The organism is Methylophilus sp. YYY-1 (genome assembly GCF_029132825.1).
In the GTDB taxonomy this organism is placed as follows: Bacteria; Pseudomonadota; Gammaproteobacteria; order Burkholderiales; family Methylophilaceae; genus Methylophilus; species Methylophilus glucosoxydans.
In genome coordinates, this window is the sequence record NZ_WOVG01000001.1 from 912,844 (window position 1) to 927,705 (window position 14,862).

At 51.8% G+C, this 14,862-nt stretch carries 17 protein-coding genes; 11 read left to right on the top strand and 6 right to left on the bottom strand.

Translation table 11 applies throughout. The annotated features are described in order from the left end of the window. Window positions 1–2: 2 nt before the first annotated feature. Window positions 3–1,538: an NADH-quinone oxidoreductase subunit L gene (locus tag GOC95_RS04310; protein ID WP_275355993.1), complete on the bottom strand. Its 1,536-nt coding sequence runs from the start codon at window positions 1,536–1,538 to the stop codon at window positions 3–5. A gap of 74 nt (window positions 1,539–1,612) precedes the next feature. Continuing rightward, complete coding sequence (locus tag GOC95_RS04315) at window positions 1,613–1,828, bottom strand: hypothetical protein (protein WP_275355995.1); 216 nt, start codon at window positions 1,826–1,828, stop codon at window positions 1,613–1,615. Window positions 1,829–1,948: 120 nt separating this feature from the next. Here GOC95_RS04315 and GOC95_RS04320 point away from each other — a divergent pair, with 120 nt between their 5' ends. The 3 genes from GOC95_RS04320 (at window position 1,949) to groL (ending at window position 4,967) form a co-directional block, all read left to right on the top strand. Beyond that, entirely contained in the window at window positions 1,949–2,842 is an 894-nt protein-coding gene (locus GOC95_RS04320) for a LysR family transcriptional regulator (RefSeq protein ID WP_194748309.1), read from the top strand. Between the two features lie 151 nt (window positions 2,843–2,993). Further along, complete coding sequence (locus tag GOC95_RS04325; RefSeq protein WP_275355998.1) at window positions 2,994–3,311, top strand: co-chaperone GroES; 318 nt, start codon at window positions 2,994–2,996, stop codon at window positions 3,309–3,311. 36 nt (window positions 3,312–3,347) lie between these two features. Next, on the top strand, window positions 3,348–4,967 hold the full coding sequence (groL, locus tag GOC95_RS04330) for a chaperonin GroEL (RefSeq protein WP_275355999.1): 1,620 nt from the start codon (window positions 3,348–3,350) through the stop codon (window positions 4,965–4,967). Window positions 4,968–5,067: 100 nt separating this feature from the next. Here the strand turns inward: groL and infA are convergent, their stop codons facing one another. The 3 genes from infA to serB all read right to left on the bottom strand — a co-directional run bounded on the left by infA (window position 5,068) and on the right by serB (window position 6,811). Next, window positions 5,068–5,304 (bottom strand): translation initiation factor IF-1, encoded by a 237-nt coding sequence (gene infA, locus GOC95_RS04335; RefSeq protein ID WP_018985872.1) that lies wholly within the window; start codon window positions 5,302–5,304, stop codon window positions 5,068–5,070. A 70-nt stretch (window positions 5,305–5,374) separates the two neighbouring features. Next, window positions 5,375–5,581, bottom strand: coding sequence for a cold-shock protein (locus tag GOC95_RS04340; protein WP_194748312.1), 207 nt, complete (start codon window positions 5,579–5,581; stop codon window positions 5,375–5,377). Window positions 5,582–5,971: 390 nt separating this feature from the next. Beyond that, entirely contained in the window at window positions 5,972–6,811 is an 840-nt protein-coding gene (gene serB, locus GOC95_RS04345) for a phosphoserine phosphatase SerB (RefSeq protein WP_275356003.1), read from the bottom strand. 160 nt (window positions 6,812–6,971) lie between these two features. Between serB and GOC95_RS04350 the strand changes: the two genes are divergently transcribed. The 8 genes from GOC95_RS04350 (at window position 6,972) to GOC95_RS04385 (ending at window position 14,061) form a co-directional block, all read left to right on the top strand. Beyond that, window positions 6,972–7,742, top strand: coding sequence for an elongation factor-1 alpha (locus tag GOC95_RS04350; protein WP_194748314.1), 771 nt, complete (start codon window positions 6,972–6,974; stop codon window positions 7,740–7,742). A gap of 140 nt (window positions 7,743–7,882) precedes the next feature. Beyond that, on the top strand, window positions 7,883–9,052 hold the full coding sequence (gene sucC / locus GOC95_RS04355) for an ADP-forming succinate--CoA ligase subunit beta (RefSeq protein ID WP_194748315.1): 1,170 nt from the start codon (window positions 7,883–7,885) through the stop codon (window positions 9,050–9,052). A gap of 2 nt (window positions 9,053–9,054) precedes the next feature. Beyond that, window positions 9,055–9,936 carry a succinate--CoA ligase subunit alpha gene (gene sucD / locus GOC95_RS04360; protein WP_194748316.1) on the top strand — a complete coding sequence of 294 codons (882 nt, stop codon included), beginning with the start codon at window positions 9,055–9,057 and terminating at the stop codon, window positions 9,934–9,936. A gap of 10 nt (window positions 9,937–9,946) precedes the next feature. Then, window positions 9,947–10,969 carry an ankyrin repeat domain-containing protein gene (locus GOC95_RS04365; protein ID WP_194748317.1) on the top strand — a complete coding sequence of 341 codons (1,023 nt, stop codon included), beginning with the start codon at window positions 9,947–9,949 and terminating at the stop codon, window positions 10,967–10,969. Between the two features lie 30 nt (window positions 10,970–10,999). After that, the gene (locus GOC95_RS04370) at window positions 11,000–12,601 is read left to right on the top strand and encodes an NAD+ synthase (RefSeq protein WP_275356008.1); all 1,602 of its coding nucleotides are present in this window, start codon (window positions 11,000–11,002) and stop codon (window positions 12,599–12,601) included. A 100-nt stretch (window positions 12,602–12,701) separates the two neighbouring features. Further along, a complete protein-coding gene (locus GOC95_RS04375) occupies window positions 12,702–13,040 on the top strand; it encodes a P-II family nitrogen regulator (RefSeq protein ID WP_275356010.1) in 339 nt (112 codons plus the stop codon). Window positions 13,041–13,097: 57 nt separating this feature from the next. Further along, window positions 13,098–13,442 carry a DMT family protein gene (locus GOC95_RS04380; protein ID WP_275356012.1) on the top strand — a complete coding sequence of 115 codons (345 nt, stop codon included), beginning with the start codon at window positions 13,098–13,100 and terminating at the stop codon, window positions 13,440–13,442. Between the two features lie 115 nt (window positions 13,443–13,557). Further along, window positions 13,558–14,061: an FxDxF family PEP-CTERM protein gene (locus GOC95_RS04385; protein WP_275356014.1), complete on the top strand. Its 504-nt coding sequence runs from the start codon at window positions 13,558–13,560 to the stop codon at window positions 14,059–14,061. Between the two features lie 52 nt (window positions 14,062–14,113). Here the strand turns inward: GOC95_RS04385 and kdsB are convergent, their stop codons facing one another. Next, window positions 14,114–14,860 carry a 3-deoxy-manno-octulosonate cytidylyltransferase gene (gene kdsB / locus GOC95_RS04390; RefSeq protein WP_275356015.1) on the bottom strand — a complete coding sequence of 249 codons (747 nt, stop codon included), beginning with the start codon at window positions 14,858–14,860 and terminating at the stop codon, window positions 14,114–14,116. Window positions 14,861–14,862 lie beyond the last annotated feature (2 nt).

Here is a 14,862-nt window from a genome sequence, read left to right on the forward strand (position 1 = left end):
GCCTAGTCATTGGCATGCGTGCTTTTGCCCCAACTAACCGGCCATAAACGCAAGACCCATCGCGTGTAAAACTCATCCAGATAAAACCCGGCATAGACTGAGCGATGCAGCACAGCCAACCGCGCAGGCATCTGCTGGATCATGGTCGTGGCAAGGTACAGCATGAGCATGGCCAGCACACTTATCCATCCGCCCGTAGGGGAAGGCTGATCGTGTATCCCGAGGGGAAGCAGGTGAAATACCACACTAACGGCGGTCAACCCCATGGCAAGCACACTGCCAAATAGCAAGGCTTGCAGTTGCAGGCGCAGAGTCACTGCCTGCCCGACCTGCTGCCACAACACTGGAGCCCAGGCCAGCGCCAGTATCAGGCTCCACCAGGCTGGCCACAGCTGGGTCCCCGAGACCGCCTGTACCCCGAACACAATCAACATGGTCAACACCGGGGCAAGCAACATGCTCAACTTGGCAAAGGCCGCTTTACCCGCCATCTGCTGCAAGCGTGTGTGTGTGACAATGTCGGCGGCGGACAAAAAGGCATAAGCCTTGTAAATCGAGTGTCCGATCAGGTGCAGCGCCGCAAAGGTGTATAGCCCCAGCGCGCATTCCACTATCATGAAGCCCATTTGTGCCACGGTGGACCATGCCAGCCTGACCTTGATACTGACCCGGGTAAACATGACCAGCGAGGCAAACAGGCATGTCACCAGCCCAACCGCTAACAATACATGTCTGGCCAGTGTTGCCTGTTCGAACAAGGGGGCAAAGCGGATCAAAACATAACCAGACAGGTTCACCACGCCGGCATGTAACAAGGCAGAAACAGGCGTCGGTGCTTCCATCACCTGGATTAACCAGCCATGCACCGGCAGTAATGCCGTTTTTAAAATGACCACCGCCACCAGCAGCATGGCACACCAGCTACTGAGCTGCGACAAGCCATGCATGCTGACATGTGAAAGAAAGACTGAAATCTGTACGCTTCCAGTTTCAACATAGGCGATCATGGCCGTCAGCAGCAACAGACTATCCGCCAACACATCCGCCACGGTCTTTTTGTGCGAAGCCAACAGTGCAAACGGACGGTCTGCATAAAAACACAGCAAGTGCTTTAAACAAACGCCAATGGCTGACCATGCCGCGACAAACAACAACCAGTGATCAGCAATCAGCAGCACATGCACACTGGCAAGGACCAGGCTTAAAGCGGTGACAAAGCTTTTCTGATTGGCCTCACCTTCGAGGTATCTGGCAGAAAAATGTCCGATCACCCACCCCAGCAATTGCACCAAACAAGCCATCAGCGCCTGCAGAGGGGACACAGCAATGCCAAACGCACTGAAAAAATTGCCAGGCAACGACTGGACATGCAGACACACGACTGCGGCGGATATACCCGCCGCCACAAGCGCCACGCTGAGCAGATGCTTAAACAGTTGCCAGCCACGGTCATGTTGCCACGGTAGTACTCCACTCAGCAGCCCAGCCAGCCACATAATGGCTCCGGGTACCAGTGCAAAATAAATGACAACGTCCATTAACACGGCCTTTCATGACCAAAAAATACATTGATAAAACAGAACATAAAACACACTTTAATAGAAGATAAAGATTAACCGGAGGTAGGCCCATCAATCGCTACAGATTGTTGGGTGACCACCTCTTGCACCGACGCGCTTGTCGTCGGCTCACCCTCTATTGGCGCCCAGACTTCAGGCAGTAATTCAATTAGAATTTCGCCCTGGGTAACCACCTCCTCACCATTTATTTCTACGTTCTTGGGATAAACCGTCACTGTTCGACCATCAATTTCAAGCCGCTTCATCATCACCATTTCACCTATCTAACTATATTAAAAAACCAAATAGCGGGTGATGCAGATTTTGACGGATGATTTTAATTAGGTAAAATATATAAATATTAATTTTATGTTCTATTTTATTTATATATGGCGAGACTCAATTATCATCACTTGCAATATTTTTGGCATATCGTGAAAGTGGGTAGCTTGACCAAGGCAGCAGAAAAATTGCATATCTCGCAATCCGCGCTGTCTTCACAGATCAGGCAACTGGAAGAAAGCCTGGACTGCGCATTGTTTTTAAGACAAGGGCGTAAACTGGTGTTGACGGAGTTCGGTAATTTGGCGTTTTCCTATGCAGATTCGATTTTTACCAAAGGAATAGAACTCGAAAACCTGCTGAGAAAAGGTATTGCGTCTGAGAGTCAAACGTTGCGGATTGGTGTGCTCTCTACCATGTCCAGAAACTTCATCGAGAGCTTTGTGGAGCCATTACTGAATCACTCGGAGATCAAACTCGAAATTTCTGCCAGCGGGCAAACCAACTTGCTCAATGCGCTTTCGAATCACCAGATAGACCTGGCGCTCACCAATATCGAGGTGAGAGGCAATACTGACCAGTTATGGGAGTGTATTCTGCTAGATCGGCAACCCATCAGTGTGATCGGCCCGGCAGAGATTGAGATCAAACACGGATTTTCGGCCAAATATGCGGAGTACAACTGGATTTTGCCCAATCAGGACAGCCCGATTCGGGCGGCCTTTGATGGCTTGTGCGCCTTGCATCACCTAGAACCTCACATCGTGGCCGAAGCGAATGACATGGCGATGTTGCGGCTGTTAGCGCGTGACAGCCGGGCACTCACCGTCATGCCGGAGGTGGTGGTTAAAGACGAGTTAAAAAACGGTGTGCTCAAATCCTTCACGCAACTGGAAGGGATTTTTGAGAATTTCTATGCAGTCACGATCAAAAAACATTTCCGCAAGTTTGAAATCAGCCAATTGGTGAATCAGTTTCTAGTCAAAAAAAGAGCGCTCTAGCCCTCTTGAAATTTTTTTGCGCATCCCTATTTTCACGGTATCAGCAACTCTGCTGATACCTTTTCGCCACTGGAGGCATGATTGCCAGTTGCGTCTGCAAACGTCTCCAGTGGTGGTTTTTGTTGAACTTATTCGCTAAGGAGAATTGAACATGAATATTCGTCCCCTGTATGACCGCGTCATAGTCAAGCGAGTCGAACAACAACGTACGACCGCTTCCGGCATTGTGATCCCAGACACGGCTGCAGAAAAACCCGAGCAAGGCGAAGTCATCGCTGTCGGGAGCGGCAAGTCCCTTCAAGATGGCAGCCTGAGAGCCCTGGCAGTGAAGATCGGTGACCATGTCTTATTTGGTAAATATGCCGGACAAACAGTCAAACTCAATGGCGAAGAGGTATTAGTCATGCGCGAAGAAGACATTCTCGGTGTGATTGAACCCGCCTCTGCCGATCTCAAAAAAGTCGCTTAATCACTTCGTTGCTAAGAGAGAAAGGAGAATTGAACCATGGCAGCAAAAGATGTGAAGTTTCATGACCACGCCCGTCAAAAAATTGTAAAAGGCGTGAATATCCTGGCCGATGCGGTCAAGGTCACCCTGGGCCCCAAAGGCCGCAATGTGGTGCTGGAACGCAGTTTTGGCGCCCCGGTGATTACCAAAGATGGTGTTTCGGTCGCCAAAGAAATCGAGTTGCAAGACAAGTTGGAGAATATGGGCGCGCAAATGGTGAAACAAGTCGCGTCTAAAACCGCGGATGTCGCAGGTGACGGTACGACTACCGCCACCGTACTGGCGCAGGCGATAGTGCAAGAAGGCATGAAGTCGGTGGCCTCAGGCATGAACCCGATGGACCTCAAACGCGGCATAGACAAAGCGGTGGCTGCGTTGGTGGATGAGCTCAAAGTGATGTCTAAAGCCATCACCACCAATAGAGAGATTGCCCAGGTAGGCTCTATTTCTGCCAACTCGGATACCGCCATTGGTCAGATCATCGCCGATGCTATGGAAAAAGTTGGCAAGGAGGGCGTGATTACGGTAGAAGAAGGCAAGTCACTGCAAAATGAGTTGGATGTGGTGGAAGGCATGCAATTTGACCGCGGCTACATCAGCCCCTATTTTGTGAACAATCCGGACAAACAGGTGGCGGCGCTGGATGAGCCGATGATTTTGTTGTATGACAAGAAAATCAGCAATATCCGCGACTTGTTGCCGACGCTGGAAAACGTAGCCAAAACCAACAAGCCTTTGCTGATCATTGCCGAGGACGTGGAAGGCGAAGCGCTGGCGACACTGGTCGTCAACAGCATGCGTGGCATCCTCAAAGTAGCTGCCGTCAAAGCGCCAGGCTTTGGTGATCGTCGCAAAGCCATGCTAGAAGACATTGCCATCCTGACCGGGGCCACCGTCGTCTCAGAAGAAACCGGCATGCAACTGGAGAAAGTCAGCATCGAGCATTTGGGCCGTGCAAAACGGGTTGAAATACACAAAGAAAACACCGTGATCATTGATGGCGCTGGCGACCAAGCCAAGATTAAAGCCCGTGTGCAGTCTATTCAAACCCAAATTCAGGAGACCACTTCTGACTACGACAAGGAAAAACTGCAAGAGCGCGTGGCCAAACTGGCCGGTGGTGTCGCCGTGATTAAAATCGGTGCGGCCACCGAGGTCGAAATGAAAGAGAAAAAAGACCGTGTCGATGACGCCCTGCATGCAACCCGCGCTGCGGTGGAAGAAGGCATCGTCCCTGGCGGCGGTGTGGCTTTACTGCGGGCTCGCAGCCGTATCGGTGCCCTCAAGGGGGATAATGATGATCAGGATGCTGGCATCCGCATCGTGTTGCGCGCAATCGAAGAACCCTTGCGCGCGATTGTGAAAAATGCCGGAGAAGAGCCTTCTGTGGTCATCACCAAAGTGCTTGAGGCAACGGGTAACACCGGCTACAACGCCGCGACAGGTGAATATGTGGATATGGTGGAAACCGGTGTGGTCGACCCCACCAAAGTGACTCGCACCGCGCTGCAAAATGCCGCCTCGATTGCCGGGCTGATTTTGACCACCGATGCGACCGTGGCCGAATTGCCCAAAGAGGACAAAAAAACGCCTGCGATGCCTGAGATGGACTACTAAGCGCGATCAGCGTGATGCCATCAACGATAAAAGCCCCGCAAGGGGCTTTTTTTCTAGCTGAGCAAGATCAACTGCACGCCGAAAAGAGCGGCAGGTGGACTCAAGCAGGTCTTCTGGGCGGCAGATGCCTGAACGTAATACGTCCCTTGCCCATGTCGTAAGGCGACATTTCGATGGTGATTTTATCGCCCGCCAAAATACGTATTTTGTGCTTGCGCATTTTGCCGCCGGTGTAGGCAGTCAACTGATGCCCATTGTCCAGCGTCACGCGATAGCGCGCATCCGGCAACACTTCAGTCACTGCGCCCTGCATTTCAATCAATTCTTCTTTAGCCATGCGATTCCTTTTTCAATAATGAAAAAAGCCCGAAACCGGGCTTTTTACTGCGCCACTTAGTCAGGCGTGACTATGCAATCACCTGAATCGCAGAAGCTTGTTTGCCTTTAGGGCCAGTCGTTTCGTTGTATGAAACGCGCTGGTTATCCGCCAGGCTTTTAAAACCTGCTGATTGAATCTCGGAAAAGTGAGCGAACAAATCATCGCCACCCTGATCTGGAGTAATAAAACCAAACCCTTTTGCATCGTTAAACCATTTGACAATACCTGTAGCCATATCTAAATCCTTTGTAAAAAATGAAAGGGAAACCCCTTGGAGGGCGAGGCACAAGTAAGCGGGATTAACGAGAGAACCAGAAGATACCACCAGAGAAAACAACAATGCTTGAACGTCGCGTGCAACCACTATGCGCTTTATGCACCACAATAGCAAATGTTATTTTCAAAAAAACCAAAATAAATCAACTATTTATTATAAGCGCCTATCCCGAAAAGCATTCAATACGCGACAAATCGCATCATCAAAAAACTCAAGGCATCGCCTGTGGACGAGCGCAGGCCTCATTCGGCTAAATAAAAAGCGCCCAAGCCACACTTGAACGCTTTATGTAGGTGGCGATGACTCGAGCGCAGAATTCTGGAATCATGGAGCAACCGTGCAGATGAGTTAGACCGATAGCAAGCTCGCTACGCCATCCAGCCCCACCACATTGAGCGCATACATGGCTTGCTGTTGCACCACTGGTTTGGCGTGATAAGCCACGCCCACCGCGGCAACCGCCATCATTTTGAGGTCGTTGGCACCGTCACCAATCGCAATCGTTTGTGCGGCCGACAGGCCCAACTGATCACGCAGTTTAGTGAGTTCATCGGCTTTGCGCTGGGCATCGACGATCTCACCCAGGACCTGGCCGGTGAGTTTGCCGTCTATGATTTCCAGCGTGTTGGAGACCGCGTAATCCAGCCCCAAGGTCTGTTGGACGTGGTTGGCAAAAAAGGTAAAGCCGCCAGAGACGACCATGGTTTTGATGCCATGTTGCTTGCAGGTATTGATCCAGGCTTGCGCGCCGGGATTAAAACGAAGGCGCTCATCAATCACGCGTTGCAATGCCGTCGCTGGCAAACCTTTGAGCAAGGCCACACGCTTGCGCAAGCTGGCAGAAAAATCCAGCTCGCCACGCATGGCGGCTTCGGTGATCTCGGCGACCTGCGGTTTGAGGTTCATCATGTCGGCAATTTCATCAATGCATTCAATGGAGATCAGGGTGGAGTCCATATCCATGACGCACAAGCCCATGTGTTGCAGCCTATGAGTGTCTTGCACCAGCGTGCAGTCTATCTGCTGACTGGCGCAAAAAGCCTTCACTTCCAGATAATCCGCTTCTGGCACCGGCAAATAGTAGGCATGTTCGCCCACTTGCATAAACTGCGCATGCCCGCCCACCAGGCCATGAAGATGGGAAAGATGAGCCATGGTGATGGCCGGCCCTTGAACCACTAAACGCATGATCACTACCGTCGATTAAAAGACTGGATTATAGCAGTTGCCCGTGCATCGCATTGATAAGCGTGCTTTTTTGGGAGTATTTCTGTTTTTGGATTGCCCCCGGCAATGATATGCTTGGCAAAAATTAAAACTGGTTAAACTCAACACCCTAGGGATTACAATGAAACAAGACGCACAAACGCTGCCATGGCTGAACCTGCCTAACCTGCCCTTACCGCTTAAAGCCCTGTTTATTGGTTATCTGCTCGTGATTGGCGTCGGCCTGTGTATGGCTGGCCTGCAAATAATGCTCACTCACGGCATGGCCGATGGCAAATTCGGCTTGTCCGTGAACGATATTGTTTACAGTTATTACGGTGACCGCAGTGGCACCAAACTGGCGAGCAAACTTAATGGCTCCATGTCTGACAAGGCACCCCTGGAGGTCCGCCAGGACATTATCAAATGGGCGCAACAAGGCGCGCCACAAGACCAGTGGGAATCACACTTCAAGCAGGTGTTTGCGCAGCATTGCGTCATGTGCCACAGCAACATCCCCGGCATCCCCAACTTTAACAACTATGATGAAGTTAAGGCGCGCGCAGAGGTGAATGAGGGCGCAACGATCAGCGGCCTGACGCGGGTGTCGCATATACACCTGTTTGGCATCAGTTTCATTTTCTTTTTTATCGGCCTGATTTTCAGTTTTGCCGTGAATGTGCCCAAACCTGCCAAAATCATTGCCATCGCCTTCCCGTTTGCTTTTCTGATTATGGACGTGATGTCGTGGTGGCTGACCAAGTTGTCACCACACTTTGCCTGGTTGACGATTATCGGTGGCATTGGCTACAGCCTGGCCTCCAGTTACATGTGGGTGATCAGCATGTATCAAATGCTGGTACTGTCCCGCAATGGCAAAGTCTACGGCAATGCCTGGGCGCAGGACTTATAAGCGACGACGCATTCGTTAACGCTATCGCGTTAAATACGTTTAAAAACCGCACAGTTGTGCGGTTTTTTTATTTGCAGTCTAGCCTTGATAGGGTATTTGCGCGAAAATAGATGCTTAACTATCAAAACCTCTGAATTTTCATGAATCTGCACGAATACCAAGCCAAACAACTCCTGCAAAAATATGGTTTGGCCACACCGGCTGGCCTGGTCGTTCAATCCGAAGAAGCCGCTGCGGCAGCCACCAAAGAACTGGGCGGTGAAGCCTGGGTGGTCAAGGCCCAGGTGCATGCCGGCGGTCGCGGCAAAGCGGGTGGCGTCAAAGTGGTTAAATCTGCATTAGAAGCGCAAACCGTGGCAGGTAGCCTGCTTGGCAAGCATTTGGTGACTTACCAGAATGCGCCGGATGGCCAACCCGTGCATCAGGTGCTGGTGGAGCAAACCCTGCCGATTGCACGTGAGCTTTATCTTTCGATGCTGGTAGACCGCACGCTGGAACGCGTGGTCATGGTTGCTTCCAGCGCAGGCGGCATGGATATTGAAGAGATTGCGGCTACCCAGCCAGAAAAAATCCTGCAGGAAGTCTGTGACCCGCTCAATGGCCTGGTGGACTTTCAGGCGCGCAACCTGGCGTTTGGCTTGGGTCTGAGTGGTGACCAGATTGGCGCGTTTACCAAGCTGGCCAAAGGCCTGTACAAATTGTTTAAAGACAATGACTTGTCACTGCTCGAAATTAACCCGCTGATTGTAACCGCTGAAGGAAAACTGGTGGCGCTGGATTGCAAAATGACGGTAGATGACAACGCACTTTACCGTCAAAAACCGTTTGCAGAGATCCGTGACTGGTCACAAGACGATGCCAAAGAAGCGGAGGCCCATCATAGCGGCCTCAATTACATTGCCTTAAATGGCAACATTGGTTGCATGGTGAACGGCGCTGGCCTGGCCATGGCAACCATGGACTTGATCAAGCTGCATGGCGGCATGCCTGCCAACTTTCTGGATGTCGGCGGCGGCGCCACAGCTGAGACCGTGACCAAGGCCTTCAAAATCATCCTGGCTGACGCTAATGTGAAAGCGATTCTGGTCAATATTTTTGGCGGCATCATGCGTTGCGACATCATTGCCACCGGCATTATCACCGCAGTCAGAGAGGTGGGCATGACCATTCCGGTCGTGGTGCGGCTGGAAGGGACCAATGTCGAATTGGGCAAGCAGATGCTGCGTGAGAGTGGCCTGAATATTATTTCTGCAGAAGGGCTGACCGATGCCGCCCAGCAAGCAGTCAACGCAGTGAACAAGGGTGTGTAGTCATGGCGATTTTAGTCAATAAAGATACCAAAGTATTGTGCCAGGGCTTTACCGGCAAACAAGGGACGTTTCATTCCGAACAAGCGCTGGCTTATGGCACCAAAATGGTGGGTGGCGTGACGCCAGGCAAAGGGGGCCAGCGCCATCTGGAGCTACCCGTATTCAATACCATGCGCGAAGCCGTGAAGGAAACCGAGGCCAATGCCAGCGTGATTTACGTGCCGCCGCCTTTTGCCGCTGACTCCATCCTTGAAGCCGCAGACGCAGGCATTGAGCTCATTGTCTGTATCACCGAAGGCATTCCGGCTCTGGACATGCTCAATGTCAAAGCGGCGCTGCGCGCCAATGGCACCAAACTGATCGGCCCAAACTGCCCAGGCGTGATCACGCCGGACGAATGCAAAATCGGCATTATGCCGGGCAGCATCCACAAACGTGGTAAGGTCGGTGTCGTGTCACGTTCTGGCACCCTGACTTACGAGGCTGTCCATCAGACCACGGCCCTGGGCCTGGGCCAGACCACCTGTGTCGGCATTGGTGGCGACCCGATCAAAGGCTTGAACTTTATTGAATGCCTGGAACTCTTTCAGAAAGACGCGGAAACAGAGGCGATCATCATGGTTGGTGAAATCGGTGGCAGTGATGAAGAGGCAGCGGCTGACTACATCAAACACCATGTCACCAAACCGGTCGCTGCTTATATTGCCGGCTTAACCGCCCCTAAAGGCAAACGTATGGGCCATGCCGGGGCAATTATTTCCGGTGGTTCTGGCCGTGCAGAAGACAAGATTGCCGCCCTGGAATCAGCTGGCTGTGTTGTTGCAGCCTCCCCTGCTGGTCTGGGTGAGGCCGTCCTCGCGGCCATTCAACGCGCAAACGCATAAAGGAACTGGCATGTATCGTTGCTTACAGGCTCACCATCGCTGGACAGGCATCATTGTTAGCAGCGTACTGCTGATTGGCCTCACCTGGCCTGGCCTGTCTGCTGAGGCCGCCAGCAAAAAACAGATGGCCGAGGACAGCGCGCCTTTTCGCGATGATGAAGTGTCTTACCTGCTCATTGCCGCCGCCAAAGGCGACCTGGCCACGGTCAAAGCCTTGTTAAAAAGCGGCGCCAACCCGAATGTCACCGATGGCGACAAACTGACGCCCATCATGTATGCCGCCCGTAAAAACCAGGCGGAAGTGATCCGCGAGTTGTTAGCCGGTGGCGCCGACATTAATGCCAAAGATCAGGGTGGCTGGACAGCACTCATGTTTGCGGCCAAGAAAAATAATCTGGATGCCGCCAAAATGCTGATGGAAAAAGGTGCCGATGTTAAAGCCCGTGACCCGGCCGGCTGGAGCGCCCTCGGCCTGGCGGCCACCTCCGGCTACAGCGAACTGGTGGGCCTGATTATCGCGCGTGGTTTTGATGCTAATGTGCGGTCTTCGGATGGGAAAACTGTGCTCATGTATGCGGCCAAAAGTGGTGATGTACCCACCATTACCACGGTATTAACCAAAGGCGCTGACGCCAATCTCAAAGACAAGCTGGGCACCACTGCGCTCATGATTGCCGCCCGAGAGGGCCATGCCGCCGCCGTGACCTATTTGGCAGAACATGGTGCCAAAGTGGATGAGGAAGATGAGCATGGCTGGACAGCACTGACCTGGGCGGTGAAGAAAAATCAGCTTGAAGCAGCCAAAACACTGCTTGAGCATGAAGCAGATGCCAACCAGAAAGACAGCGAAGGCACGCCCTTGCTGCACCTGGCGGTGAGCAACAATGCGCCGGAAATGGCGCGATTGCTGCTTGAACATGAGGCCAATGTCAAAACACGTGATCAATACGGTTTGACCGCTTATGTCTATGCCCTCAAAGGCCAAAACCCGGCCATGGTAGAACTGATCAAGGCTGCGGGTGGCAAGTATTAAGCCCTGCAGCCCATCCTGAATGAAAAGCAGATGAAACTTGCAATTGCTCAAATGAACTGCATGGTCGGTGCCATGCAGCAAAATGCGGAACACATTCTGGCGCAAGCCGAAGAGGCTTATCGAGCGGGTGCACGCCTATTGCTAACGCCGGAACTGGCTTTATGCGGCTACCCTCCAGAAGATTTGCTGTTCAGGCAGGATTTTTATCACGCCAACACGCAGGCACTCAGTTGGCTGGTGCAGCACCTGCCTCACGACATGGCAGTCATTGTTGGACATCCTGATGAAGTGGCAGGCAAACGCTATAACGCGGCTTCGGTGATCCATTCTGGCAGGATACAGGCAACTTACCATAAACATCACTTGCCCAACTACAGCGTTTTTGATGAAGAGCGCTATTTTGAGGCGGGTCAATTGCCCGTGGTGTTTGAATGGCATGGCGTACGCTATGGGGTGCTGATCTGTGCGGATAGCTGGGAGTCAGGCCCGGCCCTGCAGGCCCTGCAAGCTTCGGCACAAGTACTGCTGACGATCAATGCCTCACCTTACCATCTGCACAAACAACAGACACGTTACGAGGTATTGCGCGACCGCATCCGTGAAACCGGGCTACCCATGATCTATACCAACATGGTCGGCGGCCAGGACGAACTGGTGTTTGATGGCGCGTCTTTTAGCATGAACCGGTTGGGAGAACTGGTGCAAGAGCTGCCCATGTTTGAAGCCGGGCTGGCTTACCTGACCATAGACGGCACGACCCCCTTGGCCACCGATATTACGGCGCCGTTGAGCACCGAAGCCGCCGTATATAAAGCGCTGGTACTGGGTCTGCGTGACTATGTCAATAAAAACAAATTCCCCGGCGTGGTGCTGGGCCTGTCCGGTGGCATAGATTCCGCCCTCACACTCGCCATCGCCGTGGATGCGCTGGGTAAAGCGCGCGTCAAAGCGGTGATGATGCCCTCTGAATTTACCGCCGGCATCAGCGTGGCAGATGCCGCTGAAATGGCACAACTGGTTGAGGTTGAGTACAGCGTATTACCCATCAAACCGCTATTTGAAGGATTTTGTGCGACCTTGTCTGAGGAGTTTTCCGGCAAGTCTTTTGATACCACCGAAGAAAACCTGCAGGCCCGCATCCGTGGCATGCTACTGATGGCCATCAGTAACAAGTTTGGCAGCCTGGTGCTTACCACTGGCAACAAATCAGAAACCGCTGTCGGCTACAGCACCTTGTACGGTGATATGGCGGGTGGCTTTGCCTTGATCAAAGATGTACCCAAAACCCTGGTTTACAAGCTGGCAACCTACCGCAATGGCCTGAGCCGGGTGATCCCTGAGCGGATTATCACACGTGCCCCTAGTGCCGAGCTCAGAGAAAACCAGACCGACCAGGACAGCTTACCGCCCTATGAGGTCTTGGATGCCATCATGGAAGCCTACGTCGAAAAAGACCTGAGCATCGCGCGTATCATCGAAATGGGGTATACCGCCAGTGATGTGCAGCGCGTGACCCGCCTGATTGATCGCAATGAATACAAGCGGCGGCAAGCGGCAGTGGGTGTCAGGATTACAGAGCGCGGCTTTGGCAAGGACCGTCGCTACCCGATCACCTGTAACCTGTCATTTTAAGTGCGCGACACGCAAGGCCTTGTGAGGCATGCACAGGACATTTGTATAAAAAGCACTGCTTGCGTAAAATGCCATTGAGAGATTTATCCACGGAGCACATATGAAAAAAGTAGAAGCCGTTATTAAGCCTTTTAAACTGGACGAAGTGCGTGAGGCGTTATCTGCGATTGGCGTCAATGGACTGACAGTCACCGAAGTCAAGGGATTTGGTCGCCAGAAAGGTCACACCGAGTTATATCGTGGCGCAGAATATGTCGTCGACTTTCTGCCAAAAATCAAAATTGAAGTGATTCTAGGCTCAGACATGGTAGACAGTGCGATCGAAGCCATTATCAAGGCCGCCCATACCGGTAAAATCGGTGACGGCAAGATTTTTGTCTCTTCCGTCGAACAAGTGATCCGTATCCGTACTGGTGAAACTGGCGAAGCCGCAATTTAAACTTTTTTCAATGATCCGGTGACTTTTCCCAAGTCACCTTTTCTTGCCTGATGTTGCATGTCTTTCACACTGATTAAAACCATCCTGCTTCTTTGCACGGCCAACTTGTTCATGTTGTTTGCCTGGTATGGACATCTGAAAGACCTGCATCAAAAACCGCTTTGGATCGCCATTCTCATCAGTTGGGGCATCGCCCTGATTGAATATTGTTTTCAGGTACCCGCCAACCGGATTGGCTTTACCCAACTCAACCTGGCGCAACTCAAAATTCTGCAAGAAGTCATCACACTGGTGATATTCGTCCCGTTTGCCGTCATGTACATGCAGCAGCCACTCAAGTGGGATTACCTGTGGGCAGGCTTATGTATGATGGGGGCAGTCTACTTTATATTCCGTACTTGACTCCGTTTTTAAACGCCCGATAGTCCGATGACCCTAACGGGCTATATGCTTGCACGATTGATATTGTCATAATCGCTCCCAGAAATTGTTAATTAATTCATTAGGGGATACGAATATGTTAAAAAATATTTTAGTCGCAGCATCATTGTTAGTGAGCACATCAGCATTTGCAACTGCCACGACAACCAATTTTAGTGGCACTGACTTGTCAGGAAGCAGTCTTGCAAAAACAGCTAAAGTGAATATTTCATACACTGCTGGCAGCTTTGACTTAACAGGCGTTCTGGATCCAGAGTTCCGACTGTTAAATGAAGTCAATTCAGGCCTTTACCAAGGTGTCACCCTGATTAGCGATGCAGATAACACCTTCACATGGGCACCAATTATCACGCCTATCCTGATTGGCTCTGATTTGACAAGATGGACCTTCAGTGTTTCGAACCTGGCTGCAGGCAGCTACACCTTGCAATTTAACCTGATCGGTGGTGGCCGTTACGAAGGTAGCTATACCATCAACCCAATTACTGTCCCTGTTCCAGAGCCAGAAACTTACGGCATGATGTTCGCTGGCTTGGCGATGATGGGTCTGATTGCCTTCCGTCGTCAGAAAAACAGCTAATTTATCAGTTAGCGCAAAATAAAAAGCCTCACTTAAGTGAGGCTTTTTATTTTTAGTCGTTACTAGCAAAAATCTGCCTGACTGCCGCAAGGTCTTCGGGTGTATCCACGCCGCTGGCAGGCGCGTGATCAGTCACGCTAACGGCGATCTGGTAGCCATGATACAGCACGCGCAATTGTTCCAGACTTTCAATGCTTTCCAGCGTGGTGACTGGCAAGCTGGCATATTGCTTTAAAAAGCTGACACGATAAGCATAAATGCCAATGTGGCGATATGCGGTGAGGGGCTGCTGGCGATCTGTCGTGTCCCGTGCAAATGGAATCGGCGCGCGACTAAAGTACAGCGCGCGCTGCTTGGCATTGAATACCACCTTGACCACATTCGGATTTGTGAAGACCGTCTCGTCATGAATGGCATGGCAAGCGGTAGACATCACCGCCTGTTCATCATTGGCCAAGGTTTGGGCCACCTCGTTGATCAGCACCGGATCAATCAAAGGTTCATCGCCCTGCACATTGACGACGATGGTGTCCTCCGGCCATTGCATGGTTTGCACCACTTCAGCAATGCGGTCTGTGCCAGAAACATGATCGGCCCGCGTCATCACTGCAGTGATCTGGTGCTGCGCGACAGCTTGCAGAATTTGCGCATGATCGGTGGCCACGACCACCTGATTGGCCAGGCTTTTGGCTGCCTGCTCAGCCACGCGAACCACCATGGGTTTACCGGCAAGATCAAGCAAGGGTTTGCCTGGCAGCCGGGTACTGGCAAAACGGGCTGGAACAACAACTTTAAACATGG